Source organism: [Clostridium] aminophilum (assembly GCF_900101295.1).
In the GTDB taxonomy this organism is placed as follows: domain Bacteria; phylum Bacillota; class Clostridia; order Lachnospirales; family Lachnospiraceae; genus Clostridium_R; species Clostridium_R aminophilum_A.
Genome location: NZ_FOIL01000014.1, coordinates 13,445 through 39,145 on the forward strand (window position 1 = coordinate 13,445; position 25,701 = coordinate 39,145).

General features: G+C 50.9%; 25 protein-coding genes and 1 tRNA gene. 22 read left to right on the top strand and 4 right to left on the bottom strand.

Features of this window, described 5'->3' with window-relative positions:
• Positions 1–96: 96 nt before the first annotated feature.
• From BMW41_RS05330 to BMW41_RS05400, 14 genes are all read left to right on the top strand, one after another.
• Positions 97–1,539 (top strand): oxaloacetate decarboxylase subunit alpha, encoded by a 1,443-nt coding sequence (locus tag BMW41_RS05330; RefSeq protein WP_083378794.1) that lies wholly within the window; start codon positions 97–99, stop codon positions 1,537–1,539.
• A gap of 370 nt (positions 1,540–1,909) precedes the next feature.
• Positions 1,910–4,042: an SH3 domain-containing protein gene (locus BMW41_RS05335; protein WP_083378799.1), complete on the top strand. Its 2,133-nt coding sequence runs from the start codon at positions 1,910–1,912 to the stop codon at positions 4,040–4,042.
• 142 nt (positions 4,043–4,184) lie between these two features.
• A complete protein-coding gene (locus tag BMW41_RS05340; protein ID WP_074649191.1) occupies positions 4,185–5,963 on the top strand; it encodes a cadherin-like beta sandwich domain-containing protein in 1,779 nt (592 codons plus the stop codon).
• A gap of 349 nt (positions 5,964–6,312) precedes the next feature.
• Positions 6,313–6,735 (top strand): GntR family transcriptional regulator, encoded by a 423-nt coding sequence (locus BMW41_RS05350; RefSeq protein ID WP_031474104.1) that lies wholly within the window; start codon positions 6,313–6,315, stop codon positions 6,733–6,735.
• A complete protein-coding gene (locus tag BMW41_RS05355) occupies positions 6,725–7,339 on the top strand; it encodes a UvrB/UvrC motif-containing protein (protein ID WP_074649193.1) in 615 nt (204 codons plus the stop codon). Before BMW41_RS05350 ends, BMW41_RS05355 begins: the two co-directional genes overlap by 11 nt.
• Complete coding sequence (locus tag BMW41_RS05360) at positions 7,336–8,370, top strand: ATP--guanido phosphotransferase (protein ID WP_074649194.1); 1,035 nt, start codon at positions 7,336–7,338, stop codon at positions 8,368–8,370. The genes BMW41_RS05355 and BMW41_RS05360 overlap by 4 nt, the downstream gene beginning before the upstream one ends.
• A 23-nt stretch (positions 8,371–8,393) precedes the next feature.
• Positions 8,394–10,907: an ATP-dependent Clp protease ATP-binding subunit gene (locus BMW41_RS05365; RefSeq protein ID WP_083378800.1), complete on the top strand. Its 2,514-nt coding sequence runs from the start codon at positions 8,394–8,396 to the stop codon at positions 10,905–10,907.
• Positions 10,908–10,959: 52 nt separating this feature from the next.
• The gene (locus BMW41_RS05370) at positions 10,960–11,373 is read left to right on the top strand and encodes an endosialidase (RefSeq protein WP_074649195.1); all 414 of its coding nucleotides are present in this window, start codon (positions 10,960–10,962) and stop codon (positions 11,371–11,373) included.
• Positions 11,374–11,676: 303 nt separating this feature from the next.
• Positions 11,677–13,062 carry a DNA repair protein RadA gene (gene radA / locus BMW41_RS05375; RefSeq protein WP_074649196.1) on the top strand — a complete coding sequence of 462 codons (1,386 nt, stop codon included), beginning with the start codon at positions 11,677–11,679 and terminating at the stop codon, positions 13,060–13,062.
• 13 nt (positions 13,063–13,075) lie between these two features.
• Positions 13,076–13,750 (top strand): phosphatase PAP2 family protein, encoded by a 675-nt coding sequence (locus tag BMW41_RS05380; protein ID WP_074649197.1) that lies wholly within the window; start codon positions 13,076–13,078, stop codon positions 13,748–13,750.
• Positions 13,751–13,778: 28 nt separating this feature from the next.
• Positions 13,779–14,987, top strand: coding sequence for a lysylphosphatidylglycerol synthase transmembrane domain-containing protein (locus BMW41_RS05385; RefSeq protein ID WP_074649198.1), 1,209 nt, complete (start codon positions 13,779–13,781; stop codon positions 14,985–14,987).
• A 21-nt stretch (positions 14,988–15,008) separates the two neighbouring features.
• The gene (locus BMW41_RS05390) at positions 15,009–15,701 is read left to right on the top strand and encodes a CDP-alcohol phosphatidyltransferase family protein (RefSeq protein WP_031474088.1); all 693 of its coding nucleotides are present in this window, start codon (positions 15,009–15,011) and stop codon (positions 15,699–15,701) included.
• A gap of 3 nt (positions 15,702–15,704) precedes the next feature.
• On the top strand, positions 15,705–16,529 hold the full coding sequence (locus tag BMW41_RS05395) for a phosphatidylserine decarboxylase (protein ID WP_074649199.1): 825 nt from the start codon (positions 15,705–15,707) through the stop codon (positions 16,527–16,529).
• Positions 16,530–16,674: 145 nt separating this feature from the next.
• Positions 16,675–16,745 (top strand) — tRNA-Trp (locus BMW41_RS05400).
• A 194-nt stretch (positions 16,746–16,939) separates the two neighbouring features.
• On the opposite strand, the gene BMW41_RS05405 is transcribed toward BMW41_RS05400, so the two are convergent.
• Together BMW41_RS05405 and BMW41_RS05410 are read right to left on the bottom strand one after the other, a co-directional pair.
• Entirely contained in the window at positions 16,940–17,197 is a 258-nt protein-coding gene (locus tag BMW41_RS05405) for a Txe/YoeB family addiction module toxin (RefSeq protein ID WP_031474084.1), read from the bottom strand.
• A complete protein-coding gene (locus BMW41_RS05410) occupies positions 17,197–17,466 on the bottom strand; it encodes a type II toxin-antitoxin system RelB/DinJ family antitoxin (RefSeq protein ID WP_031474082.1) in 270 nt (89 codons plus the stop codon). The genes BMW41_RS05405 and BMW41_RS05410 overlap by 1 nt, the downstream gene beginning before the upstream one ends.
• A gap of 223 nt (positions 17,467–17,689) precedes the next feature.
• Between BMW41_RS05410 and BMW41_RS05415 the strand changes: the two genes are divergently transcribed.
• Together BMW41_RS05415 and BMW41_RS05420 are read left to right on the top strand one after the other, a co-directional pair.
• On the top strand, positions 17,690–18,688 hold the full coding sequence (locus BMW41_RS05415) for a competence protein CoiA family protein (protein ID WP_074649200.1): 999 nt from the start codon (positions 17,690–17,692) through the stop codon (positions 18,686–18,688).
• 309 nt (positions 18,689–18,997) lie between these two features.
• On the top strand, positions 18,998–19,444 hold the full coding sequence (locus BMW41_RS05420) for an Hsp20/alpha crystallin family protein (RefSeq protein WP_031474078.1): 447 nt from the start codon (positions 18,998–19,000) through the stop codon (positions 19,442–19,444).
• 120 nt (positions 19,445–19,564) lie between these two features.
• On the opposite strand, the gene BMW41_RS05425 is transcribed toward BMW41_RS05420, so the two are convergent.
• On the bottom strand, positions 19,565–19,942 hold the full coding sequence (locus tag BMW41_RS05425) for a hypothetical protein (RefSeq protein WP_074649201.1): 378 nt from the start codon (positions 19,940–19,942) through the stop codon (positions 19,565–19,567).
• A gap of 263 nt (positions 19,943–20,205) precedes the next feature.
• Between BMW41_RS05425 and BMW41_RS05430 the strand changes: the two genes are divergently transcribed.
• The gene (locus BMW41_RS05430; protein ID WP_074649202.1) at positions 20,206–21,000 is read left to right on the top strand and encodes a hypothetical protein; all 795 of its coding nucleotides are present in this window, start codon (positions 20,206–20,208) and stop codon (positions 20,998–21,000) included.
• Positions 21,001–21,164: 164 nt separating this feature from the next.
• On the opposite strand, the gene BMW41_RS05435 is transcribed toward BMW41_RS05430, so the two are convergent.
• Positions 21,165–21,689: a type II secretion system protein gene (locus tag BMW41_RS05435; RefSeq protein WP_074649203.1), complete on the bottom strand. Its 525-nt coding sequence runs from the start codon at positions 21,687–21,689 to the stop codon at positions 21,165–21,167.
• A 294-nt stretch (positions 21,690–21,983) separates the two neighbouring features.
• On the opposite strand from BMW41_RS05435, the gene BMW41_RS05440 reads away from it, so the two are divergent.
• The 5 genes from BMW41_RS05440 (at position 21,984) to BMW41_RS05460 (ending at position 25,549) form a co-directional block, all read left to right on the top strand.
• Positions 21,984–22,190, top strand: a complete 207-nt coding sequence (locus BMW41_RS05440) for a helix-turn-helix transcriptional regulator (protein WP_074649204.1) — start codon at positions 21,984–21,986, stop codon at positions 22,188–22,190.
• A complete protein-coding gene (locus tag BMW41_RS05445; protein WP_074649205.1) occupies positions 22,187–22,603 on the top strand; it encodes a hypothetical protein in 417 nt (138 codons plus the stop codon). The genes BMW41_RS05440 and BMW41_RS05445 overlap by 4 nt, the downstream gene beginning before the upstream one ends.
• A 115-nt stretch (positions 22,604–22,718) precedes the next feature.
• Positions 22,719–23,552: an MBL fold metallo-hydrolase gene (locus tag BMW41_RS05450; RefSeq protein WP_177171169.1), complete on the top strand. Its 834-nt coding sequence runs from the start codon at positions 22,719–22,721 to the stop codon at positions 23,550–23,552.
• Positions 23,553–23,680: 128 nt separating this feature from the next.
• Positions 23,681–24,805, top strand: a complete 1,125-nt coding sequence (locus BMW41_RS05455) for a metallophosphoesterase (RefSeq protein WP_074649206.1) — start codon at positions 23,681–23,683, stop codon at positions 24,803–24,805.
• A 99-nt stretch (positions 24,806–24,904) separates the two neighbouring features.
• Positions 24,905–25,549 carry an SDR family NAD(P)-dependent oxidoreductase gene (locus BMW41_RS05460; protein WP_074649229.1) on the top strand — a complete coding sequence of 215 codons (645 nt, stop codon included), beginning with the start codon at positions 24,905–24,907 and terminating at the stop codon, positions 25,547–25,549.
• The last annotated feature ends 152 nt before the right edge of the window (positions 25,550–25,701 follow it).

Below are 25,701 nucleotides of genomic sequence, written 5' to 3' on the forward strand. Positions count from 1 at the left end.
TTGCATTTTAAACCGAAACATAATAGAATGTGTATGTTCATGGACTTTAAAGTGAACAAGTATGGTTAAAAATGGTAATTATCAGGAGGAAACAGAATGTCAGAAGGTTTTTTCAGCCGCCTGTTCGGCGCATCCGATAACGGAGCACAGCAGGCCAATTCAGTCGCATCCCCGTATACCGGTGCGAAGAAGCCGGTAAAGGTCGTTGAGACCGTACTCCGCGATGCGCACCAGTCTCTGATTGCAACAAGAATGACAACAGAGCAGATGATGCCGATTATCCCGAAGATGGATGAGATCGGATACTACGCGGTAGAGTGTTGGGGAGGAGCGACATTTGACTCCTGTCTCCGATTCCTGAATGAGGATCCGTGGAACAGACTGAGAAAGCTCAGAGACGGATTCAAGAAGACAAAGCTTCAGATGCTTTTCCGCGGTCAGAACATTCTCGGATATAATCACTACGCAGACGATGTCGTAGAGTATTTTGTTCAGAAGTCTGTAGCAAACGGTATCGATATCATCCGTATCTTTGACTGTCTGAATGATATCCGCAACCTTGAGACAGCGGTGAGAGCGGCAAAGAAGGAGAAGGCTGAGGCACAGATCGCGCTGAGTTATACTCTCGGTTCCGCATACACACTGGACTATTGGAAGAACATTGCCAAGAATATCGAAGCGATGGGCGCGGATTCCCTCTGCATCAAAGATATGGCAGGTCTTCTGACTCCGTACAAGGCACAGGAGCTTGTGAGCGCACTCAAAGAGAGCGTAAAGATCCCGATCGATCTTCACTCCCACTATACCTCCGGTGTTGCAGCAATGACATATCTGAAGGCTATCGAGGCCGGATGTGACCGCATTGATACCGCGATTTCCCCGTTTGCGATGGGTACTTCCCAGCCGGCAACCGAGGTTATGGTTGAGACACTCAAGGGCACAAAGTACGATACCGGTCTGGATATCGAGAAGCTTTCCGAGATCGCAGAGTACTTCCAGCCGCAGAGAGAAGAGGATATCCAGAGCGGACTTCTCAACACAAAGGTTCTCGGCGTAAACATCAATACACTCCGTTATCAGGTTCCGGGCGGAATGCTGTCCAACCTGGTTTCCCAGCTGAAGGCAATGAATCAGGAGTCCAAGTATGAGGAGGTTCTCAAGGAGATCCCGAGAGTTCGTGCTGATTTCGGTGAGCCGCCGCTGGTAACTCCGTCTTCCCAGATCGTTGGTGCTCAGGCCGTATTCAACGTTATGATGGGTGAGAGATATAAGATGATCCCGAAGGAGTCCAAGAAGTTCCTGAAGGGTGAGTTCGGTAAGACGGTTAAACCGTTCAATCCGGAAGTTCAGAAGAAGGCTATCGGCAACGAAGAACCGATCACCTGCCGTCCGGCAGACCTGATCGCTCCGCAGCTGCCGGATTACGAGGCAAAGATTGCGCAGTGGAAGAGACAGGATGAGGATGTCCTGACCTATGCTCTGTTCCCGCAGGTTGCCGAGGAATTCTTCAAGAAGAGAGAAGCCGGACAGACAACCTAATGGTGCTGACATGTTAATAACCCGATAAATTCCGTAAGCCTGCTGTTTTTTTGCTTTCTCAGAAAGTGAAAAAGCAGCAGGCTTTTGATATGTCCGGGGATTATTGCGCGTCCTTCTGTGACAGGCAAAGGAGAAAAGCGGACTTGTACGTGTTGTTGCATAATCTTACAAAATTCTTACAAATGCGCAGAAAACAGGCCACGGATTTTAAACATTTCTAACTCTCGTTGCACAATTCTATACAAAACTTTATAATGTTAACGATGAAACAATGCATATTTTATGCGGTCGAAGTCCGCCTGCGGACTTTGTTTTTTGCATTAAAACATGAAAAGAATTGCTGCCGGACAGGGCAGAACGGAGATATATGATGAAAAAACCGAATTTAAAAGGAATCTGCGCGATGCTTCTGGGCGCGGCGGCGGTTTTCACGCCGGCGGCACAGTGCGCGCGGAATCCGTTTGGCATTGTCGCTTACGCCGAAGAACGTTCCGGAACCGTGAACGCCACCAGCCTGAACGTCCGAAAGGGGCCGGGAACGTCTTATTCCGCTGTGACAAGGCTGAACAAAGGTGCAAGAGTTGCCGTTCTTGAAGAGACACGAGGGACGGACGGCAACCAGTGGTATAAGATCCGATACGGAAGTACCGTCGGGTACGTATCTTCGTCCTACATCCGGATCGGAAGCACGGCTGCCGTGTCCGACGCAGGATTTGACAGTGAACTGAGTTCGGGAGGATTTCCGGAAAGTTACCGGCCGATGCTGCAGGAACTTCATGCGTCCTATCCGAACTGGACATTCAGGGCGTATAAGACCGGGCTTTCCTGGAATACGGTTATCAACGAAGAGAGCAAAGTCGGAAGAAATCTTGTTGCGAGAGACAATATTTCCTCCTGGAAATCGACGGAAGACGGAGCATACGACTGGAATAACGGAACGTGGACCGGTTTCGACGGTTCAACCTGGGTTGCGGCATCCAGAGAGATCATCGAGTACTACATGGATCCGAGAAATTTTCTGAATGACAGCTACATTTTCCAGTTTATGGACCAGAGTTACAATGAGTCCCTGCAGTCGGAAGAGGGACTGACCCAGATGGTGAAGGGAACCTTCCTTGCGGGAACCGTTTCTTCTTCGGGCTCGTCTTCCGGCAGCTCGGTGCCGGGATCGTCCTCGGGTGCAGCCACCGGGCCGGCAGCGGGACCGGGGCAGTCGGGGAGCGGATTTACCGACTCGACGGTTCAGACTTCGTCGGTCACCTCATCGGGAGCGCCCGGAGCAGCGGACGCGGAGTCCGGTTCCCAGCCGGGCGGAACATCCGGCGAGACGTATGTCAGCATCATCATGGATGCGGCAAGGGAATCCGGCGTCAATCCTTATATCATCGCTTCCATGATTCTTCAGGAGCAGGGAGCACAGGGACAGGGCCGCAGCATTTCCGGTACCGTGACGGGATACGGCGGTTACTATAACTTCTTCAATATTGAGGCGTACACATCCGGCTCGATGAGCGCCGTGGAGCGCGGACTCTGGTGGGCTTCCCAGTCCGGTTCCTACGGGAGACCCTGGAACAGTGTGAGGGCATCCATTGTCGGCGGGGCAAAATGGTACGGCGAAAACTATGTAAAACGCGGACAGGTTAATCTGTACCTCAAGAAATATAATGTAACGTCGGACGGAACCTATAAGCACCAGTACATGACCAATGTTCTGGGCGCGGCGGCAGAGGGACTGAGTCTCGCGAAAATCAGCGCACTCAAGGAGTCTGCGGCAGTCTTCACAATTCCGGTATACAGCGATATGCCTTCGGAGCCGCGGCTGAAGCCAACCGGCGACGGAAGCCCGAACAACAAGCTTCGCGGCTTCGGCATTGAGGGATTCGGCATCACGCCGTCCTTCGCAAGAGATACGCAGGAGTACGAGGTTTCGGTGAATTCTTCCGCTGCGTCTCTGAAGGTCTGTGCGGCGGCCATCGATTCCTCCGCGGCCATCGCCGGAGCGGGGGAGATTCCGATCTCGGACGGCAGAAGTTCCGTGTCGGTGCAGGTTACGGCGGAAAATGGCGCAGTCCGGACATACACAATCAAGATCAACCGCTCGGCGGACGGACCGGAGTATAACAGTGCGATTCAGCCGGATATGAATGCGGCCGCATCGGTTTCCTCTTCGTCGAAGTCCTCGTCCTCGGAGGGATCCGCAACCGGTCCGGGCATGTCTTCGGCAAGCTGGACAACCAAGACCAGTTCTTCTTCGGAGAGCAGTTCTTCGAAGACAACTTCCACGGTCAGCACCGGCGGTTCCGGCACGGCTGCGGCAGGATCGTCCTCGGGACCGGGAACCGGCAGTTCAACAACCATCCGGCCCATCGGGGAGACAGCCGCAAGCGGATCTCCGACCGGGACAAACTCTGTGACAAAGGGACCGGGAGAAGGCGAAACAAAAGAGATTACCGGCTATCACGCATGGCAGGTGGAAGGCCCGGGACTCGGCAAGAGAAACTGACATTCGGCGCATAATGTCCGCCGGGCGTCCTCCGGAATGTGGAACGGAGAAACGAACCATCACTTGCGGACTTTGTTCTGCAGAAACCAGAAAACGGTCCTTTGGGGAACGGACTGCACTGAAAGGGAAGAGGTTAGAACGCATGAAGATGAGATTGAATCACGTGAAGTTTGCCGCGGTGGCGCTACTTGCCGCCGGCATACTTTCCGTCGGATCACCGGTTGGACGGATCACCGCCTGGGCATCCAGTGCCGTGATCTCTTTCTCTGATCCGGACACGAAAGTCGGAGACACCTTTAACGTCAATGTAAAAATCACTTCTACGGACGGAACGCTCGGATCTTCCAAAATGATGCTCAAATACGATTCTTCCGTGATTGAGTTTCAGGGCGGAAGCAACGCCAGCGGCGGCGCGGGAGCAGTCAAACTCTCCGGAAGCGTCGATTCCACCAATGCGAAATCCGTGACCTACCAGCTGAAATTCAAGGCCCTGTCGGAGGGCAACACCACCATCAAGGTGGATGACTATGAGGTGTATGACGCAAACTCCAAGAATGTCGATGTCAGCAAGGTCGGAAAATCCAGTATTCGCGTGAAAAAAGGCAGCGGAAGCACTTCCGGCAAGACCGCGCTGAAGACTCTGAAGGTTTCCAGCGGATCGCTGTCGCCGGCATTTTCCCCGGATATCACCTCTTATACGGTGAATGTCGGAGAGGATGTCACCGATTTCACGGTGAATGCCGAGGCGGAGGACAGCTCCGCGAAGGTTCATATTACCGGAGACACGATTCTCAAGGACGGCGTCAATACCGTCGAGTGTGAGGTGTCTTCTCCGGACGGTGCGTCGACCCGCAAATACATAATCACCGTGAATAAGGGCGCGGCAGCGACGACGGCGTCTTCCGGCGAAAAGACCGCATCTGCGGTGCTCAGCAGTGAGAAAGCTACTGTGGACAGCACGGAGTATACCGTTGCCCAGTCCTTTGATTCCAAACTGATTCCGGCGGGATTTGAAGAGGGATCCGTTGAGTATAAATCAGCCAGCATCATGTGCGCGAAAACGGAGAGTCTGTGTCTTCTCTATCTGGTGGATGCGGCCGGAACCGGAAACTTCTACATTTATGATCAGCAGACAGACGCGTTCTCGCCGTTTGTGACCATCAAATTGACCGAAAAGTCCATCGTGGTGCTCACGCCGGATGATACGGTAGCCATTCCGAAGGGGTTTTCACAGACGACGATTCAGCTGAACGGAAATTATGAGGTGGTCGGATGGACGCCGGATTCCGGGGAATCTTCCTCGGATTACTGTCTGGTTTACGGAATGAACTCGGCAGGAGAAAAGGGCCTTTACAGCTATGATCTGTCAGAGAAGACCATGCAGCGGTATTTTGAGAAGCCGGGCGGTCTTTATGATGATGCGCAGATTGAAGAGATCATCGACAAATACAATGCGCTTCAGGATAAATACAACCATCGTTTCCTGATTATGGCAGCCCTCGCTTTCGGATGTGTGATCCTCTTTATTACCATCGTCAATCTCCTTCTTCACCGGCATGACCGGATCGAGGAGGCCAGAGAAGAGGCGATGCGGAGAGATTACTACGAGGAGGACACGGGCCGCAGGGGACGCGGCAGAAGAGCGGCGGAAGACGGACCGGAGATTCCGTTTGCGGTGAAGCGCCGTTCCGACGGCGCGGACCGCGGGAACCGGCCGGATCGAAGACCGGAGCAGGAATCTCACCGTACCGCCAAAAAAGCGGTGAAGACCGACTTTGAGGAGTCCAGGGCGGAAAATGATTCCCGAAGTCGGAACTCGGCAACCCATGACAGTGAGCGGCCGTCCCGATCCAGAGGGAAAACGGTTCGGAACCATCCGCGTTCCGCAGCAGAGGATGACGTGGACGTGCAGGATCTTTGACGGATCCGCAAATCCTTCAATATGGTATTGACAGCATGACAGGCCGCCTTCGGGCGGCCTGTCATGCTGTCATGGGAAAGTGCTCCGCCAGGAAAGAGGCACCTTACAGTGAACAGCGGCGGCGCGTCGGGGTTTCCGGACAAAAGACCGGCAAATCCTCTGATGAAAAAGCTGATTTCTGTATTCAAATTCCTCTTTCCGACGATAGATATAATGGGAAACCGGATGGTTGGAAGGATCGGACCGAGTATTTGCCAAGGTAGACAAAAACAGTTAATTGTTATATAATCAATAGAACAATTAACGGAGCCATGGACCGGTTCCCACAGATTCAAAAAGGGGGCGAAGCATGATCGTCGAGGTCGATTTCAATAGTGACGAAGCGCTGTATATTCAGCTGCGAAACCAGATCATCGTCGGCATCGCCTGTGACAGGCTGCTGCCGGGTGATACGCTGCCGTCCGTGCGCCAGCTCGCCAGTGATATCGGAATCAATATGCATACGGTCAACAAGGCGTATGCGGTGCTGAGACAGGAAGGTTTTGTAAAACTGGACCGGCGAAAAGGTGCCGTGATCGCCGTGGATGAGGACAAGATGAAAACGCTGGCGCAGATCCGCCACGATATGGGAGTTCTGCTGGCGGCAGCATCCTGTAAAAATGTGACCCGGGAGGAGATTCATCGTCTGGTGGATTCCATCTATGACGAATTCCCGTGTCAGTGCAGGAAATATCAGGAAAAGAAACAGGAGGACCAGACGAATGTTATGTGAACGATGCAAGATCCGCGAAGCGAATGTCCGTTACACAGAGATTATGAACGGCGTCAAGACAGAGCATAACCTCTGTATGCAGTGCGCCGGTGAGATGAATCTCGGGCAGGGCGGTTTTGTGGTAGACGGTGATATGACCATCGGCAAGCTTCTTTCCGGACTTCTCGGGCTTTCCTCCGTGACGGACAGCAACGAGAGACTGCGGGAGGTTGTCTGCCCGACATGCGGCACAACATACGAGGAGTTTGTCAGCAACAGCCGTTTCGGCTGTGCGGACTGTTATCACGTGTTTGACCTGCTGATCGGCGAAAAGATCCGTCAGCTACAGGATAACGGGTCGCATAAGGGAAAGCATCCGAAGATGCGGCCGATTGTCCAAAAGGCAGGAGCGAAGGAGCCGGATACCGGAAATGCAAAGGAAAAACCGGATTCTCTCCGGGAGGAAATGCGTCAGATGGAGCGGGCGCTGAAAGACGCGGTGGCCGCGGAAAACTATGAGATGGCAGCTGTTTACCGGGATAAACTTCATGAACTCCGCGAAGAACTGGCTGCCTCGGCCGGACCGGCGGAGGAATCGGGAAAGAAAGGCGGTGATCCGTCATGAGTACATGGATTGACTGTGTAAAAAACGATCCGTCCAATGTGGTGGCGAGCCGGGTACGGCTTGTCCGGAACTGGGACGAATACCGTTTTCCGTCGAAACTTGCCGATGAGGAGGCGGATGAGATGGTCCGCCGTCTCAAAGATCTGTTCCGCGATCTTCCGGATCGGGACGGGAAAGACTATGACTATCACAGTTTCCGCAGCCTGAAGGAGATTGACCGGATCGCGCTGCAGGAGCGCAGACATCTGAATAAGACACTGGTGGACAAAAAGACGCCCGGAGGCATCATTCTCTCCGAGGATGAGAGAGTCGGTCTTGTATTGAATGCCGACGACCATATCCGCCTTTCCGTTCTCCATGAGGGAGCCGGACTGGAGGAATGCTGGGAAGAGGCGGACCGTCTGGACGATTACATCAACGAGAAGATCTATTACGCATTCAATGAAAAATACGGATATATGACGGCCTATCCGACAAATGTCGGAACCGGGATGAAGGCTTCCGTGCTTCTCCATCTTCCGTCGCTGAACGCGAGTCAGCGGTTTCAGGGCTTTATGTCGGATATGTCCCGTTTCGGCGTGGGTGTCCGCGGAGTGTACGGAAGAGGCAAGGAAAACTACGGCGATCTCTACGAAATCTACAATCAGAAGACGCTGGGCGTAACCGAGCAGGAGATTCTTGACCGCGTCGGCTATGTGGCGGGACAGGTTGCCGATCAGGAGCGGAAGATCCGGACGGGGACGCTGCAGAAGCATCGCCTGATGATGGAAGATGAGGCATACAAAGCTTACGGCGTTCTGAAATACGCTCGGAAGCTGAGCGTAAAGGAAGCGATGATCTTCCTGTCCCACGTCCGCTGCGGGACGGAGGATAAGCTCCTGACGCTGTCCAGTCCGGTCAGCATTTACAGCATTATGATCGGAGTGCAGCCGGCAAATCTTCAGCGGTCCGCGCAGAAACCGCTGGACCAGGATGAACTGGCAATGGAGCGCGCAAGGTATGTCCGGGAGAAACTACCGGATCTGGAATGATCATGAGACAGAAAGGAAACGATATGTTTGATCGATTTACCGAGAGGGCGAAAGAAGCAATCCGTCTGGCGGTGGAAGCAGCACAGGAAACCAGCGGCGGTTATGTCGGAACCGAACATCTTCTTCTCGGCCTGGTGCGGGAAGGAAACGGAACCGCAGCGGTGGTGCTGAACAGTCACGGAATCACCGAGCAGAGAATTCTGGATGTGATGGAGAAACTGGTCTCTCCGGAGACGCCGACCGCCGTGGCCGGCGATGCGGAGTATACGCCGGGGGCAAAAAAGATTCTGCAGAGCAGTTATGAGGAGGCGGTCTTTTTCAAGGCGCCGCTGGTGGGCACCGAACATATTCTGATCGCCATTGTCAAGAGCGGAAGCTGTACCGCGTCCCGGCTGTTGTACACGCTGAATGTCAACCTTCAGAAGCTTTACATCGACCTGATGGGAGCAATGGGCGGAGACAGCTCGGAGGATTCGGAAGACGGTACGGCTTCTGGCCGCGGGTCCGCGCGGGCAAAAGACAAGAACGCCGGATCCGACACTCCGACGCTGGACAAGTACAGTGTAGATATGACGGAAGCGGCCAGAGAAGGAAAAATGGATCCGGTCATCGGCCGGGACAAGGAAATGCAGAGGGTAATCCAGATTCTCAGCCGCAGGACGAAGAACAATCCGTGTCTGATCGGAGAACCGGGCGTCGGAAAGACGGCGGTAGCCGAGGGACTTGCGGAGGCTATCGTGAACGGCGATGTGCCGGAATCGGTGGCGGACAAGCGCCTGATCCGTCTGGATATCTCCAGCATGGTCGCGGGAAGCAAATACCGCGGTGAGTTCGAAGAGCGAATCAAAAAGGTGATTGAAGAGGTGAAGAATGCCGGGGACATTCTCCTGTTCATCGACGAAATCCATACGATCATCGGAGCCGGCGGCGCAGAGGGCGCCATCGATGCGTCCAATATCATGAAGCCGTCCCTGGCCCGCGGAGAAATCCAGCTGATTGGTGCAACCACGGTGGATGAGTATCGAAAGCGAATCGAAAAGGATGCGGCCCTTGAGCGCCGGTTCCAGCCGGTTATGGTGGATGAGCCGGAGGAGGACGCCTGCATTGAGATTCTGAGAGGCTTAAAGAGCCGGTATGAAGACCACCATCAGGTACGGATCAACGATGAGGCGGTGGAGTCCGCCGTGCGTCTCTCCAAGCGTTACATCAATGACCGTTTCCTTCCGGATAAGGCGATTGACGTCATCGATGAGGCGGCATCCAAGGTTCGTCTGACCGGATACACCGAGCCGGGTGAGATTCATGAACTGGAGGAGGAACTCAGAGAGCTCGACGTGGACAAGGAGCAGGCTGTCCGGGAAGAGGAATTTGAGAGAGCCGGCGAGATCAAGAAGAAACAGGCGGAGAAGACCGCAAGAATTCAGGAGCTGCGCGAAAAGTGGAAGGCCGAGAAGGATTCCCGCAAACTCGTGGTGGGAGCCAATGAGGTCGCGGATGTCGTGTCGGAGTGGACCGGCATTCCGGTGAGAAAACTCAATGAAGGTGAGGCGGAGCGCCTCATGAAGCTGGAGGAAGTTCTCCATGCGAGAGTTGTCGGTCAGAATGAGGCGGTCAGCGCCGTTGCGAAAGCGATCCGCAGAGGAAGAGTCGGACTGAAAGATCCCAAACGTCCGATCGGTTCCTTCCTCTTCCTCGGCCCGACCGGTGTCGGAAAGACGGAGCTTTCCAAGACGCTCTCCGAGTCTCTCTTTGGTACGGAAAACGCCATGATCCGCGTTGACATGTCGGAATATATGGAAAAACAGAGTGTGTCCAAGATCATCGGATCGCCGCCGGGATATGTCGGTTACGAGGAAGGCGGACAGCTGGCGGAGAAAGTAAGAAGACATCCGTATTCCGTGGTACTGTTCGACGAGATTGAGAAAGCGCATCCGGACGTGTTTAACGTGCTCCTGCAGATTCTGGATGACGGTCATATCACCGACGCGCAGGGACGCACGGTGGATTTCAAGAACACCGTGATCATCATGACCAGCAATGCCGGTGCGGCCAACATCATTTCCCCGAAGCATGTGGGATTTGCCTCGGAAAATGACGAGAAGGCGGATTACACCTTCATGAAGGGAAAAGTCATGGATGAGGTAAAACGGATGTTCCGCCCGGAATTTCTGAACCGAATCGATGAGATCATTGTGTTCCATCCGCTGACGCAGGATGATATCAGTGAGATCACCCGCATCATGATCCGGAACATCAATCACCGCACATCCGCCCAGCTGGATATGAACCTGATCTTCAGTCCGGCGGCTGTGACCTGGCTTTCCAGGAAGGGTTATGACCCGAAGTACGGTGCGAGACCTCTCCGCAGAACATTCCAGAATGAAGTGGAAGACAGGCTTTCGGAGGCCCTTCTGGAAGGGAAAATCAGCCGCGGCGACGATGTCCGCGTCACTGCGCCGAAAGACGCGCAGAAGCTGACATTTTCCAAGGCAAAAAAGAAATCCACTGGCAATAAAAAGGCGAGTGTGATAAGATAACCATACCAACAGATGACTGCGATGGCAGGAATACTTCAGGAGGACATGAGAGATGTCGGTAGTGAAAGATTTACTTCAGGTTGAGAGCGACGGAACCATCAGCTTCGGAAACTATGAACTGGATGCAAAGCAGAAACTCTCCGATTTTGAATATCAGGGGGATATCTACAAGGTTAAAACCTATGCGGACATCACGAAACTGGAAAGAAATGAGACCTTCGTCTATGAATCGGTCCCGGGAACTGCAGTAAATCACTTCAAAGTGGGTGACGGATTTGTTGAGTTTACCGTAGAAGGCATCCAGGATGCACAGATCACGCTTCAGATGCAGGAAGACAGCGAGTACAGCGTGCTGGTCAACGGAGAGGATGCCGGAAAGATGCAGACAAACCTGAGCGGAAAACTGGTGATCAGTGTAGAACTGGAAGCATCGAAGCCGGTTTCCATCCGTGTAGAATCCAAATAATTCTGATTCGGTCAGAACGGGTTTCGGCGATCGGCGAATCAAAAGCCGGACACCGGAATAACTCAAAGGACAATCATTTCAGCGGATATCGGTCACGGATCGGTATCCGCGTTTTTGTTTTATAGTCTGCCTTCGGACTTTTTCTGATCCGTTTAGAAATGAAAATGAAATTTGACATGAAAAAGACAAAAAAATGTTTGCTGATTTTCAACACAATTAACGAAAAGTAGGGTAAAATAAGAAAGATGGTGTCTGCACATACTGTGCGCGAGGATGGTTCAGCATCAAGAATGTGGAGGATACATGGCAAAATCAAAGAAGACCGCATTCTTCTGCAGCGAATGCGGACACGAATCTGCGAAATGGACGGGCCAGTGCTCGGCCTGTAAAGCATGGAATACCATGGTGGAAGCACCGGCAGAGCCGGTGAAGATTGCCGGACATGCCGGAAGAAGCATTGCGATCGGTGCAGGCTCCAATGCAGAGCCGATGCGGCTGGATGAGATTGATCTGGATGAGGAAGACCGGACATCGACCGGTTACGGGGAACTGGACCGGGTTCTCGGATCCGGTATCGTCAAGGGATCGCTGGTGCTGGTCGGAGGCGACCCGGGAATCGGTAAATCGACGATTCTTCTGCAGGTCTGCCGGAATCTTGCGGGAAATGAGAAAAAAGTGTTATATGTCTCGGGAGAGGAATCTCTCAAGCAGATCAAGATCCGGGCGAACCGGATCGGAGAGGTGAGGGGACCGCTGGCATTTCTGAGCGAGACCAATCTCGGCACAATTGCGGAGGTTCTCCGGAAGACCAGACCGGATATTGTGGTCATTGACTCCATTCAGACCATGTTCATGGATGAAGTCACATCTGCCCCCGGTTCGGTCAGTCAGGTCCGGGAGTGCACGAATGTTCTGATGCAGATCGCCAAGGGCGAGGGAATCACAGTATTCATCGTCGGTCATGTCACGAAGGAAGGCGTTGTCGCCGGTCCGAGAGTGCTGGAACACATGGTGGACACGGTACTCTATTTTGAGGGGGACCGCTATGCGTCCTACCGGATTCTCCGAAGCGTTAAAAACCGGTTCGGATCCACGAATGAGATCGGGGTATTCGAGATGCGGGAGGACGGCCTTCGGGAGGTTGAGAATCCGTCGGAATTCATGCTGGAGGGAAGACCGGAAGATGCTTCCGGTTCCGCGGCGGCCTGCCTGATGGAAGGTACGAGACCGCTCATGCTGGAGGTTCAGGCCCTCACCACAAGGACCAGCTTCGGAATGCCCAGAAGAGTGGCAGCAGGCGCGGATTACAACCGGGTGAATGTTCTGATGGCGGTGCTGGAAAAACGCTGTCATCTGGAAATGTCTTCGTATGACGCTTATATCAATATTGCCGGGGGCATGAAAATGAACGAGCCGGCGCTGGACCTGGCGATCGTGCTTGCGCTGGTGTCCAGCTATAAGGATATCCCGATCAGTGAAAAAACCGTTGTTTTCGGTGAGGTCGGCCTCGCCGGAGAGGTGAGATCGGTTTCCATGGCAGAGCAGAGAGTGAAAGAAGCAATCCGGCTTGGTTTTACAACCTGCATTCTGCCGCGTTCCAATATGACAAGAATGGATCTGCCCGACGGCATCGGACTGGTCGGAGTCAGAAATGTGCGTGAAGCTATTGATCTTTTGAAAAGAGTCTAATCAAGGGTGATATATGGTTGGAAAATTCTTACGGAAGTATGCGTACGCATTTTTTCCGGTGATCGCAGCGCTTGTTCTCAACACGACCGGCTATGTGCTGATCGGGAAACATGCGCTCATCGGTCCGCTGCATGATTTTTCAATTCCGCTGGATCACCGGATACCGCTGGTTCCGGTGTTTATCTTCATCTACATCGGGGCGTTCCTGCAGTGGGCGATCGGATATCTGACGGCCATGGCGGAGAATCCGACATTTTGCTATAAGGCGTTCAGCAGTGAGATTTATGCAAAAATACTGGCATTGATCTGTTTTGCCGTCATTCCGTCGACGATTATAAGGCCGGAAGTGGACGGTACGGGAATCGCGTGTGCACTGACCCGCTTTGTGTATGCGAAAGACTTTGCGGTAAATCTGTTTCCGTCCATTCATTGCCTGGAAAGCTGGTTCTGCTTTCGGACGGCGATGGCGGAGCACCGTCCGAACTGGTATAAGACAGCGATGGCCGTGATGACGGTTCTGGTGTGTCTGTCCGTCGTTTTCGTGCGTCAGCACGTGATCGTGGATATCATCGGAGGCATCGCCGTCATGGAAATCGGCTTTCTGATCGCACGGCGGTGGGATCTTTCCTGGATTTTTCACAGGATTGGAAGGAAAGTCTATCAAAAGCTTACGGAGCTTATGGATTAAAAGAACGAGACAGAGAGGGGGTGATTCGTTGCGGGAAGATGGTAGGGATCCACGATCCGAAACGGATATCCTTCCGAAATATGATGACGAAACCGGTACCGTAAACGGGGATGGGGCACCTGACGGGAATGCCCACACCGATAAGACGGAAACGGATGAAGAAAAGGAAAATGTGATCGGCAGGCAGCTGAAGCGAAAGGCGCTGTGGAGTGTCGCCGCGCTCGTTCTGGCTGTCCTCAGTGTCTGGGCGGTGGCGTCGCAGGCGAGAACCTTGACGGAGGGATCGGTCATCCGTGATCTGAAGCATCTGAAACCCGGCTGGACAGTCTGTGCGGCGCTCTCCATGATCGGCTTTATCTGGTTTGAAGGTGAAGCAATCCGGGCGATTCTTCAGGGGCTGGGAATCCGGATTCCATATCGCCGGGGGTTTCTCTATGCTGCCGGTGATGTCTATTTTTCAGCCATTACACCTTCTGCATCCGGCGGTCAGCCGGCGAGCGCGTTCTTTATGATGAAGGACGGGATTTCCGGAGCGATGACCACCGCGGCTCTGGTGATGAATCTGGTTTTTTACACCGAAGCACTTCTTGCATCCGGAATCATCGGTGTGCTGTGCTTTCCGGGAGTGTGGCAGTGTTTCAGTATTTTGTCAAAAATTCTGATCGTGTTCGGCTGCGCTGTGATTGTCGGACTGGCGATCGGCTTCCATCTGTTTCTTCGGATGCCCGGTATGCTGGAAAAAGCCTGGATGGCATGTATTCACATCGGTTACCGCTGGCATCTGGTGAAACAGCCGGACAAACACATTAAAAAAATGCATGAGACGATGGACCGCTACCGCCGCAGCGTCAGCATGATGGCGGGACAGAAGCGGTTTCTGACCAAAGCATTCTTCTGTAATCTGGCGCAGCGAATCTCCATGATCTCCGTCACCGCCTTTATCTATCTGGCACAGGGCGGAAAAATCTCCCATATTCTTCAGGTCTGGTCCGTCCAGTGTTTCGGGACCATCGGAAGCTATTGTGCGCCGATTCCGGGAGGAATGGGCGTCGCGGATTTCCTTCTGCTGGATGGGTTTCAGGGAATCCTGAACCGGGAGGCGGCGGTTCGTCTCGAAATTCTCAGCAGAGGATTGGCGTTTTACGTCTGTGTTCTGATCAGCGGCATTGCGGTCGCGATCGGAGCGGTCCGGCGCTATCGGAGAGAGCAGAAAAAAGAAACTGATAACAAAATTTAATGATAAGAGTAGGGATTTAACATGATAGGATTCTGGGATTACACTGTGTGGCTTACATATTTGTCACTTCTTTCCGCTTTCTGCGGAGTGCTTGTCACACTTCACGGAAACGGTCATCCGTTTATGGGCGCGTTTTTTCTGATGTTTTGCGGCCTTTGTGACTCATTTGACGGAATGGTGGCAAGAACGAAGAAAGACCGCTCACAGATGGCGAAGGATTTCGGTGTACAGATCGACTCCCTTGCGGATCTGGTTGCATTCGGGTTTCTTCCGGCTGCGATCGGTGACGGAATGCTCAGAGCCGGAGCACAGCTCTCGGATGTGCCGCACATCCGGAGCGGTCAGCCGACCATATTCCTGTTCGCTATTATGATGTTCTATGTGCTGGCTGCCATGGTGAGGCTGGCATACTTCAACGTCACGGAAGAAGAGCGTCAGAAGATGACGGTGGGATCGAGAAAGTATTATATCGGTCTGCCGGTTACCATCTCCGCGCTGATCTTCCCGACGGTGCTGCTGTTCCAGTATGTGCTTCCGCAGGATGTGACGTATGCATATTTTGCGGTTCTTTTGATCACGGCTCTTCTTTTTCTTGGAAAATTCCGTGTGCCGAAGCCGAAGCTGAAAGAAATTCTGGTTCTGGTCGGAATCGGCGGAGTTGAGTTTGTGATTCTTCTGATTCTTCGCATGATTATTTCCTATCGCGGGAGGTAATGAATGACATCACTGGAATTTCTTTATCACACCGTTTGGGGACGCCGTATCCTGAAAATACTGACGGCGAGAAAACTTTCACAGGTAGCCGGGATGTTTCTGGATTCTCCTCTCTCGGTACCGCTGATTGCGCCGTTTGTCCGTATGAATCATATCGATCTGTCGGTCTGTCAGAAGCGGCATTTCCGGAATTTCAACGAATTCTTTACCCGTGAACTAAAGGAAGGAGAGCGTCCGGTCGACATGGATCCGGACATTCTGATTGCGCCCTGCGACGGACTTCTGTCAGCGTATGAGATTAAGGATGACACGGTGATCCCGGTGAAGCAAAGCCGGTATCGTATCCCGGATCTCCTGCGTGACCGTGAGCTGGCAAAACGGTTTCGCGGAGGAACCTGTCTGGTGTTTCGGCTCTGTGTTACGCATTATCATCGATATTGTTATGCCGACAGCGGCGTGAAGGGGAGGAACATCTTTCTTCCGGGCATTCTTCATACGGTTCAGCCGATTGCTCTTCGGGAGTTTCCGGTATTTACCGAGAACTGCCGTGAATACACGTTGATTGAGTCGCCGAATTTCGGATCCATGATCCAGATGGAAGTCGGTGCAATGCTGGTGGGGAAGATCCAGAATTATAAGGAATACGGTCCGGTGACCCGCGGAGAGCAGAAGGGACGGTTCCTTTACGGCGGTTCCACGATTATTCTTCTTCTGGAGAAGGGCAAAGCCCGCATCAGTCCCCGCGTTTTTGAGCAGACGGCCGGCGGACGGGAGATTCCGGTCCGTATGGGGCAGATGATCGGAAGACGTGCGCAGGGTGACAAATGATCTTCGGTGATGATGCTGCAAAAGGAATCATGACATGAGGACTGCACGAGCGTTTGAAATAAATTTCTGAATTATACGGAAAAAAGATTTGACAGATACAATTCAATGTGGTAATATACTCAAGTCGGCACGAAATGCCGACAATACGGGAATAGTTCAATGGTAGAGCTACGGTCTCCAAAACCGCCGATGGGGGTTCGAATCCCTCTTCCCGTGTTAATGATAAAACCGTTCAACTGAGCCATGAAGCTTGGTTGGGCGGTTTTTTGTTTCTTTGAAATGTGATTCAATGCAGAATAAAACGTCAAAAATGCGGTATTTTGGTATCATCTGAACCACAACTGAACCAAAAAACAGATCAGGGAATCAAAGCGATCCAGGATTTTCCAATGTTGTTTCGGAAAGCCTGATTATTCATAGTGGCCACGACAGGAGATGATTCGCAATTGCTCATCTTTGTACTCATAGACAAGTCGATCTGCATCATTGATCCGTCTGCTCCAATATCCGCTGAGATTTCCCTTCAATGGTTCCGGTTTTCCAAGCCCGGTGAAAGGCGTTCGCTGCGCGTCTTTTATAAGCAAATTGATTCGCTTCAATATTTTCTTGTCTTCAGACTGCCAGAAAAGGTAGTCTTCCCATCCTCGGTCTTCCCACAGTATCCCCATTAGTCATCGTCCTCCAGAAGTTCGTGCTCTGCGAAATGAGCCTTACCGGTTTTGATGTCATTCACGATGGTGTTCAGGTATTTCATATTGCTTTCTGAATAGAAAGGATCTGCCGAGACTTCAAACGGGATGCGATGTTCTCGGGTCATTTTTTTTGCGAAAATGGTAAATGCAGTGGTCATGGACATGCCCAGTTCATCGCAGAGCTTCTCCATGCTTTTCTTCAGTTCAGCATCCATTCGGAAATTGATATTTACAGCGTTGGACATATGATTAACCTCCGTTTATCTAAGACCTTTTGAAATAGCTTATAATTCTATTATATGTATAGTTCATTAGGAATCAATGATTTTCTTTATATTGTAATGAAAAATCATTACTTCTCTGAGCGGTAAGAGGATAAAATTCGAAAAGAATTTTTAAAAAATTAAAATTTGTGAATGGCATCATGAATGGCAAAGAAGATATCCAGATGAATGTCAGGAATATGTCATGAGAAATGAAAATGAGATTCATCGGGCGGATGTGTTTATTAACAATATGGTCATTGAATTTCAGCATAGCCCTATTTCTGAAAAAGAGTTTAATGAGCGTAATCAGTTTTATACCAGGAATGGACATTCTTTAGTATGGCTTTTTGACTGGACAGAGCAATACGGAGATAAACTGACGTCAAATGAAGAAGAAACGGTGTTCTATTGGAATCGGCCGAGAGGAATATTTGAGAATTTTGATCTGTACGGATCGGTTCACCTTTATGGTCAATTACGTAAACCAACGAATATTGACGATCGGGTTATTGTGCGGATTGTTGGTTTGGGATACGAAAGAATGAGCACGATCGAGAAAGAGAAGTATTCTGTGGGAGAATTCGTTGAATTGACGACATCTTTAAAAAGAAGAGGGAGAGCGGAGTCAATAGATAAAAGACGATTTTGTTTTGCATTTCCAATTGAAAAATTTACGAATGGTGCTTTGGCTGTGAATTCATGTCTGGTAAATGCAGATGGGATTGGACCTGTTCATCATAGAGAAGGGTATATTAATTGTGGGGAATGTGAATTCTGTGTTAGACAGGGGAAATTTCATGTTTATTGTTCTGCGCGATATCGGGATTTTCTGAATTCGGATATTAACGAAATGATTTATCGCGTAGAAAAAAGAGGAGAGAATCAAGACATTATACAGATTGTTTATATGGATTCATGTTCGAATTTGAAAATTATTGAGATAGTTGAGCCACCATCGAGTGCCAAAAGTATTCTGGAGTTATGGAAAAAGTATTCGCCTCGAATGATGATAGTGCGCAGTGTTAAAACAGATTGGCGATATATAATCAAGAGAGATTCAATTAAACAATACGAGAAGTATAAACGTGTATATGGATACAGACAGAAGCAAAAAGATAGCAATGTTTTTTTGGAAAAACCTGAATGGATTAAAACAGGAACAGAGCCATGTTGGGTATGTGAATCATTCAATAAGTTGTAAATATTGGAGAAAGATTTTTATTAGGATTCGTCGGATTAGGAATTGTAGGTAAACGAACCGGAGTGAAGCTATGTGGCTATTCGGACCTGAGAAATACGTTTAACAGAGTTCATGTTGACGAAAGAGAAAAATATCAGCACTCACTATTGACGAGTGCTAACAAAAGTGCTATACCATAATTGAACAAAGGAAAGAGAGAACAGACATCCGGAAACGAAGAGAATGGATGTACCAATCCGATCTCTCCTTTGTCCGAAAATACAGGAAGTCAGGAAATGTTTTTGACCGTACAGAATGGAGGAATGATGTATGTTAATGCCTAGTATTTTTGAAGACAGCTTATTTGATGACTGGTTCGATTTCCGTATGCCGAAGATGCCGGATGTGGATCAGACTTTGTATGGGAAGCACGCCCGCAATCTTATGAAGACCGACGTTCAGGAAAAAGACGGAAACTACGAGATCGCGATTGATCTTCCGGGATTTAAGAAAGAGGATGTTCACGCGTCTCTGGAAAACGGTTATCTGACGATATCCACGGATAAGTCTCTGGACAAGGAAGAAAAAGACGAGGATAAGAAATATATCCGAAGAGAGCGTTATGTCGGGGCAATGTCCCGGAGCTTTTATGTCGGCAGCCAGGTTCGGAAAGAAGATATCAATGCGGAATTTAGGGACGGTGTATTGCATCTGACCATGCCGAAGGAGGAGCCGAAGCAGATTGCCGCACAGAACAAATATCTGGAGATCAAGTGAGTTTTTCAAAAGATATTGGAAGTATTATTCTGACAGCAGAAAAAAACAGATAAACACAATAGCGCCGCACACCGGTTGGGTTTCATCCGGTGCGCGGCGCTACGATTATATTCTTATAGATCAGTCATTCTCTTTCGTATGCTGTGAAACTGCGAAGATGGTTCCGGAAGGCGAAACCATGATATTGAATCGGGAGGAGCCGGTGTCCACCGTCTTGTTGGCAGCCTCATGTCTTGCTTTGTGGAAGCCGCGGGCTTCGAGAAAAGAGATGGCCTCTTCCAGATTATCGACATTGATCCGGATCATTGTCCATTCACCGGTTCCCTCGGCGATGTCCACATGGAAACCGTTGGCATCCTTCATGCGAACATCTGTGACATTGTTCATGCTGATGCCTTCTTTGGTGTGACGGCGCTGAAAGCCCAATTCCTCAAATAAAGCGATTGCCGATGGCGCGTCTCTGGTAACGATGAGCGGGTTGAAAGTTGTAATTTTCAAGGTGATACCTCCTTATAAAGTACGACTTTAATGACTCAATATTTCCGGTTTTGACATGGTTTTTGTGCGGTTTTGGTTGCAGGAAAACGTCGGGATATTTCCGGAAGTAAAAAACCTCCTGCGGACGTTGTTTTCTGTAATTGTAACACGATTTGTAATAAAATAAGTCAGGAAAATGACATAAATTTAGTTTCGTTTTGGGTATAATAAAAAAATGTAACTGAAATGATATACAGGCGCAGGAAGAAACATGGGGAAATGAGATGAGAGGATACAGATACATAGCGGCCGTGCTGATGGCGGCCGGCGCAGTCGTTTTGATGAACGGATGCGGTTCCGCAAAGAAGGCTTCGGATGGCGCTTCGTCCGTGAGTACGGCGGAGAATCGGATGGAAGAGAGCAATTCGGCAGCAAAGGAAGAAAGTATAGATACAGAGGAGACGAAGGCGTCGGAAGCAATTTCAAAAGAGAACGATTCCGGCCATGCGGTCTTGGATGAGGCAGCCTCAAAAGAAAAAAACAATGAAAAAGCGGCACTTCCGGCCTATGAGTATCCGGGACCGGAACTGTATTACACGGTTTTGTATGATTATATGGCGAAAGAACTGGGACAGTATTTCGATGCTGCCGATGTCGGAATCCCCTGTCCGGTCATAATTTATGAGGATGAGAGAAATAAAGAAGATATCCGGGTTTACGGTGATTTCCAGTTTTACAATTACTCTCTGGACAGTGACACACTGAAGACCGAATCCGGAGGTTCGTTTCCGGGATGCATTCATATCAAATCGACGGACAGCGGTTATGAGGTGACCGGATTTGACCGGGTGGAAGACGGTTCCGGTTTTACCACGAGCGCGAAGAAGATTTTTGGATCTCACTATGATGCGTATATCAGCCGGGATGAGAAGGAGGCGGAAAAAACTCGCGCACAGATCATCGCCAACTATGTTGCGGCCAACGGACTGGGCATTACACAATATCAGGATTACGGATGGGATCCGGTGAAACTGCCGGAGGAGAATATCGACAGCTTTTACAGCAATTTAGACGGATAAATAATGGGGCGGCTGCGCTGACATAAGTCGGTGCGGCCGCCCGTTTTTCCGTCCTGGGAGATTTCTCCGACTTTTCCTATGACAGAAAACGCTCCGCGAGGATGTGCATGCCGTTGAAGGGAAAGGGCTTTGCGAAATGTGTTTCGCTCATTGTACGAAGATGATCAATAATCCCGGTTCTGGTCATTGATGGGACTGAAGCCGTGATAACGGGTGTCCCAGAAACTCCATACATCAGAATACCCCTGATTGGATTTGACGTAACTGTAGGAGAGGTTTCCCTGCTTGTCAATCACAACCGTATATCCGTTTTTCCAGATTGCCTTTGTGCTGTGGATTTTCATCTGGTCAAGTTTGAGCCCAAACTGTGAATTCAGTTTTTCTTCCATGGCAGTGCTGACACCCTGACCGTCGATAAAGACTACCGTTGACTTTGCTGCATCTCCTTCGGTTTTTTCATCCGAGAAGACCGTAACGGAAATGTAGTTTTTCGGAAAAGTCAGGTCATTGCTCAGATATGCGACAGATAAGCCATCGGAGATAACTTTCATGTTGCTTAAGTCAACCGCACGGCGGGATTTTTCCAATTGAGAAGAAAAAATCGGAATACTGACCGCGACAAGGACTGCGATGACAGCGATAACAATCAAAAGCTCTGCAAGAGTAAAACCCCGCTTTTGTTCAGACATGGTGAAATGCTCCTTTTTCAGTATTTGTTTAACCCCTAAATGCGTGATTATATTCTAACATAGATCGGGAGAATTGTGAGGTCTGATTCATATCCGGCGCGTGGAAAACATCCACAATACCTTTGCCGGGCATGGCCGGAAGGGAGCGGATTGCCGAAGGCATGTGACGACTGAGGCGGAAAACAGGGATCAATCCGTTCAACAATGTAAAGCATGCTTGACATTATGAAGTGAGAGGTATTATGATCAAAATGTAAAGCATACTTTACAAAAAAACAACTGTGGAGGGAAATCGTGAGAAACCGGATTGAGGAATTGCGAAAAGAGAAGGGGCTCACACAGCAGGCACTGGGAGAGGCTCTCGGCGTTTCCAGACAGACGATCATATCATTGGAGAGCGGGAGATACAATCCGTCGCTGATGCTGGCTCACGCGCTGGCGGTATTGTTTCAGACGTCAATCGAAGAAATTTTTATGTTTGATGAGGAGGAAAAGTCATGAAAAACGGGTATTATAATAACAGAAGGATGGCATGGAGCATCATTTGTATTCTTCTCGGATTATTTCTGCTGATTCTGACGGACCGAAGCCTCATTCCGGATAACGGAATGAGCGGATTCGGATATGGTCTGATCGCGGTAGGGGCGGTAAGGCTTTTTCAGGTGTTCCGCTACCGAAAGGACGAAGCATTTCAGAAGAAAGTGGACATCGCCGCATCGGATGAGCGGTACTCTTTTCTGAGCATGAAGGCATGGTCCTGGACCGGGTACATCGGCCTGATCGGCGCGGGAATTCTGACGATTGTCATGCGGATCATGGGAAGTACGGAGATTTCCCGGATTCTCTCGTACTGCGTCTGCGCGGAACTCCTGATCTATGCGGGGACATTTTTTGTCCTGAGTAAGAAATACTGACGCATCGGACGATATGCCGCATCGCACAGGGATTTGTGAAAAAACGGAGAATGCGGTACATCGGCATCGGTACCGATGCGGGGGACCGGGCGGAAAAGAAAACGGAGAAGACGGTATGGAGAGAAAACTGAAGGTTACGGTGTTGGCGGACAATCATCAGAAGGGGAACTGCGGCTGTGAGCATGGTTTGTCCGTGTATCTGGAGTACGGTGAGAACACCATACTTCTGGATGCCGGCCGAAGCGCGCTGTTTGCGGAAAATGCCGAGAAACTCGGAGTGGATCTTCGGAAGGTGAATGCAGCTGTGCTGTCTCATTCGCATTACGATCACGCCGATGGTCTGGAGACATTCTTTGAGATGAATTCCACGGCAAAACTGTATCTCCGTCAGGAATCCGGAGAACACTATTATTCGCTCCATGCGGATGACGGAATGATGTATATCGGCCCGAAAAAAGGCATACTTGGGCGATACCGTGACCGGCTGGTCTATGTGAAAGAACATGTGAGCGGTCTGGGAATGGACGGCGTGGTTCTCCTGTCGCATTCCACTCCCGGTCTGGAGAAGATCGGAGAGAAGGCAAAAATGTTCCGCCGGATGGGAGAGCGCATGAAAGCGGATGATTTTTCCCATGAGCAGTCACTTCTGTTCTATGTGAGCGACGGAATGGTCATCTTCAACAGCTGTTCCCACGGCGGTGCGGCAAATATTATCCGGGAGGTCCGGGAGTATGATCCGGAGACGCCGATCCTCGCCTATATCGGAGGGTTCCACCTGTTCCGCTCTTCGGATGAGGACGTGCGCCGGTTCGGAGAGACTTTGCTGGATGTGAAGGTACAGCGCATCATTACCGGACACTGTACCGGCGACCGGGCATACGAAATTCTGCACGAAATGCTCGGAGAACGGGCGGAGGAAATGTATGCGGGAATGAGACTGGAATTCTGATTGGGTGGAGCGGATCCCGGAAAGGGTGAGGGTACAATTTACAGCGGATAACATCAACGGAATTCGGAATTTGATGTTCCGTAATGATTCATGTATCAAGAAGTGAGATTTGGCAGCAGGAGAGTATTATGCATGTTTGGGTATTGATATTGGGGGCAGTGTTTCTGGGGCTGACCGGCGGAACGGTCTATCTCAGCTGTGCGGTTGGAAGGTTCGGTCTGCTCCGCCAGCTTTGCGGCGATCGGACATGGCTGCGGAGGATCATGGGATTTTGCGTGGTGCTGCTGGGCTTTTGTCTGGCTGCGCGCATGACGTCGGTCATCAATGCCATCATTATATTTCTCCACACGCTGGCCTTTTTTCTGATCTTCGGCCTGATCATGAGAATTCTGAAAAAGATCACCGGCCGCGGGTCCCGTATTTTCTGGCAGGGATGGCTTGCGGTTTTGGCGACGGTTCTGACGCTGGCCTGGGGATACTATTCCTGTATGCATGTGATGAAAAAGGAATACCGGCTCACCACCGGAAAAGAGATCGGAAGCCTGAGGGCGGCATTTTTCGCCGATTCACACATCGGCGCAACCTTTGACGGTGACGGATTTGCAAGGGAACTTGAAAAAATCGAGGCGGAAAAGCCGGATATTCTTCTGATCGGCGGAGATTTTGTGGATGACTGGTCGAAGCGGGAGGATTTTGTCCGGGCGTGTGAAGCGCTGGGACAGACGAATTTCCCGTACGGCGTGTGGTATGTATTCGGCAATCACGACGCGGGAAACATGGCAGACCGCGACTTCTCGGCAGAGGATCTTCGCAGTGTCATGGCGGAGAACGGAATCCATGTGATGGAGGATACGTGCGAGCTGATCGACGGACGGTTTTATGTGGCAGGGAGAAAAGACAAGTCGGACCGGTCCAGAAAAGAGATCGGGAATCTGCTGAATGGTCTGGATCCATCAAAGTACATCCTTGTTCTGGATCACCAGCCCCATGATTACGCGGCGGAGGCGGATTCGGCAGCGGATCTCGTTCTCTCCGGGCATACCCACGGCGGGCAGTTTTTTCCGTTCGGCTATGTGGGAAAACTATTGAACACCTATGACCGGGCGTACGGATATGAGCGCCGGAACAACACGGATTTTATCGTCTCATCCGGAATTGCCGACTGGGCGCTGCTGTTTAAAACGGGAACCCGGTCCGAGTATGTGATAGTGGACATCCGCTCCGGGCATCCCGGAGAAGAAGCCGGAAACTAAAACCGGAACGTCAAGACGGAAAATCTGCTTTCCGGCGCCATTTGGCTCTGATTCGAGGCGGGAGCATTCCGGCGTATGCCGGGTGCACAGGAGAAGTTTATGAAAATCGTGATTACAGGAACCAGCCGGGGCATCGGGCTGGCGGCAGCAAAAAAATATTGTGAGACGGGGCATGAAGTCATCGGTCTGGATGTGCGGGAAGCCGGTTTTTCGCATCCGAATTACCGGCATTTGACCGCGGACATCACCGGTCCGCTTCCGGAGATTCCGGATGTGGAGGTTCTGGTCAATAACGCCGGCGTGCAGGACGGCGGCCGGGAGATTGAGATCAATCTTCAGGGAACGATCGCCGTGACGGAGCGGTACGCATTTCAGCAGGCCATCCGTTCGGTGGTGTTTATGGCTTCCTCCAGTGCGTCCAACGGTGCGGAATTTCCGCTCTACGCGGCCTCCAAGGGCGGCGTGGTAACTTATATGAAGAATACGGCACTACGCCTGGCTCAGTACGGGGCAACCGCGAACAGCATTTCCGCCGGCGGCGTTTATACCGAACTGAATCAGCATATCATCGACGATCCGAAGCTGATGGAGGCGGTTCTGAACGAAACGCTGCTTCACCGGTGGGCCCTGCCGGAGGAAATTGCGGAGTTGTGTTATTATCTCACCAACGTCAACCGCAGTATGACCGGTCAGGACATTCTGATTGATAACGGGGAGCAGCTGAAGTCGAATTTTATCTGGTAGATCCGTTGAGAGAAACCGGTTTTTGGAGGCCTTAGCGGCTCTTTTGAAGACTTGCCGGCTTAAGGGATACAAGTGTTCCAGCGCAGCATAAACTTATCGGTATTGATTTGACAGTCGATAATCGCAGTGTAGGACAAGGAGAATAATATTCT

Bases quoted from the DNA above. Each gene is read 5' to 3' on its own strand.
- BMW41_RS05330 (WP_083378794.1), top strand. From the start codon at position 97: ATGTCAGAAGGTTTTTTCAGCCGCCTGTTCGGCGCATCCGATAACGGA.
- BMW41_RS05335 (WP_083378799.1), top strand. From the start codon at position 1,910: ATGAAAAAACCGAATTTAAAAGGAATCTGCGCGATGCTTCTGGGCGCG.
- BMW41_RS05340 (WP_074649191.1), top strand. From the start codon at position 4,185: ATGAAGATGAGATTGAATCACGTGAAGTTTGCCGCGGTGGCGCTACTT.
- BMW41_RS05350 (WP_031474104.1), top strand. From the start codon at position 6,313: ATGATCGTCGAGGTCGATTTCAATAGTGACGAAGCGCTGTATATTCAG.
- BMW41_RS05355 (WP_074649193.1), top strand. From the start codon at position 6,725: ATGTTATGTGAACGATGCAAGATCCGCGAAGCGAATGTCCGTTACACA.
- BMW41_RS05360 (WP_074649194.1), top strand. From the start codon at position 7,336: ATGAGTACATGGATTGACTGTGTAAAAAACGATCCGTCCAATGTGGTG.
- BMW41_RS05365 (WP_083378800.1), top strand. From the start codon at position 8,394: ATGTTTGATCGATTTACCGAGAGGGCGAAAGAAGCAATCCGTCTGGCG.
- BMW41_RS05370 (WP_074649195.1), top strand. From the start codon at position 10,960: ATGTCGGTAGTGAAAGATTTACTTCAGGTTGAGAGCGACGGAACCATC.
- radA (WP_074649196.1), top strand. From the start codon at position 11,677: ATGGCAAAATCAAAGAAGACCGCATTCTTCTGCAGCGAATGCGGACAC.
- BMW41_RS05380 (WP_074649197.1), top strand. From the start codon at position 13,076: ATGGTTGGAAAATTCTTACGGAAGTATGCGTACGCATTTTTTCCGGTG.
- BMW41_RS05390 (WP_031474088.1), top strand. From the start codon at position 15,009: ATGATAGGATTCTGGGATTACACTGTGTGGCTTACATATTTGTCACTT.
- BMW41_RS05395 (WP_074649199.1), top strand. From the start codon at position 15,705: ATGACATCACTGGAATTTCTTTATCACACCGTTTGGGGACGCCGTATC.
- BMW41_RS05405 (WP_031474084.1), bottom strand. From the start codon at position 17,197: ATGGGGATACTGTGGGAAGACCGAGGATGGGAAGACTACCTTTTCTGG.
- BMW41_RS05410 (WP_031474082.1), bottom strand. From the start codon at position 17,466: ATGTCCAACGCTGTAAATATCAATTTCCGAATGGATGCTGAACTGAAG.
- BMW41_RS05415 (WP_074649200.1), top strand. From the start codon at position 17,690: ATGAGAAATGAAAATGAGATTCATCGGGCGGATGTGTTTATTAACAAT.
- BMW41_RS05420 (WP_031474078.1), top strand. From the start codon at position 18,998: ATGTTAATGCCTAGTATTTTTGAAGACAGCTTATTTGATGACTGGTTC.
- BMW41_RS05430 (WP_074649202.1), top strand. From the start codon at position 20,206: ATGAGAGGATACAGATACATAGCGGCCGTGCTGATGGCGGCCGGCGCA.
- BMW41_RS05435 (WP_074649203.1), bottom strand. From the start codon at position 21,689: ATGTCTGAACAAAAGCGGGGTTTTACTCTTGCAGAGCTTTTGATTGTT.
- BMW41_RS05445 (WP_074649205.1), top strand. From the start codon at position 22,187: ATGAAAAACGGGTATTATAATAACAGAAGGATGGCATGGAGCATCATT.
- BMW41_RS05450 (WP_177171169.1), top strand. From the start codon at position 22,719: ATGGAGAGAAAACTGAAGGTTACGGTGTTGGCGGACAATCATCAGAAG.
- BMW41_RS05455 (WP_074649206.1), top strand. From the start codon at position 23,681: ATGCATGTTTGGGTATTGATATTGGGGGCAGTGTTTCTGGGGCTGACC.
- BMW41_RS05460 (WP_074649229.1), top strand. From the start codon at position 24,905: ATGAAAATCGTGATTACAGGAACCAGCCGGGGCATCGGGCTGGCGGCA.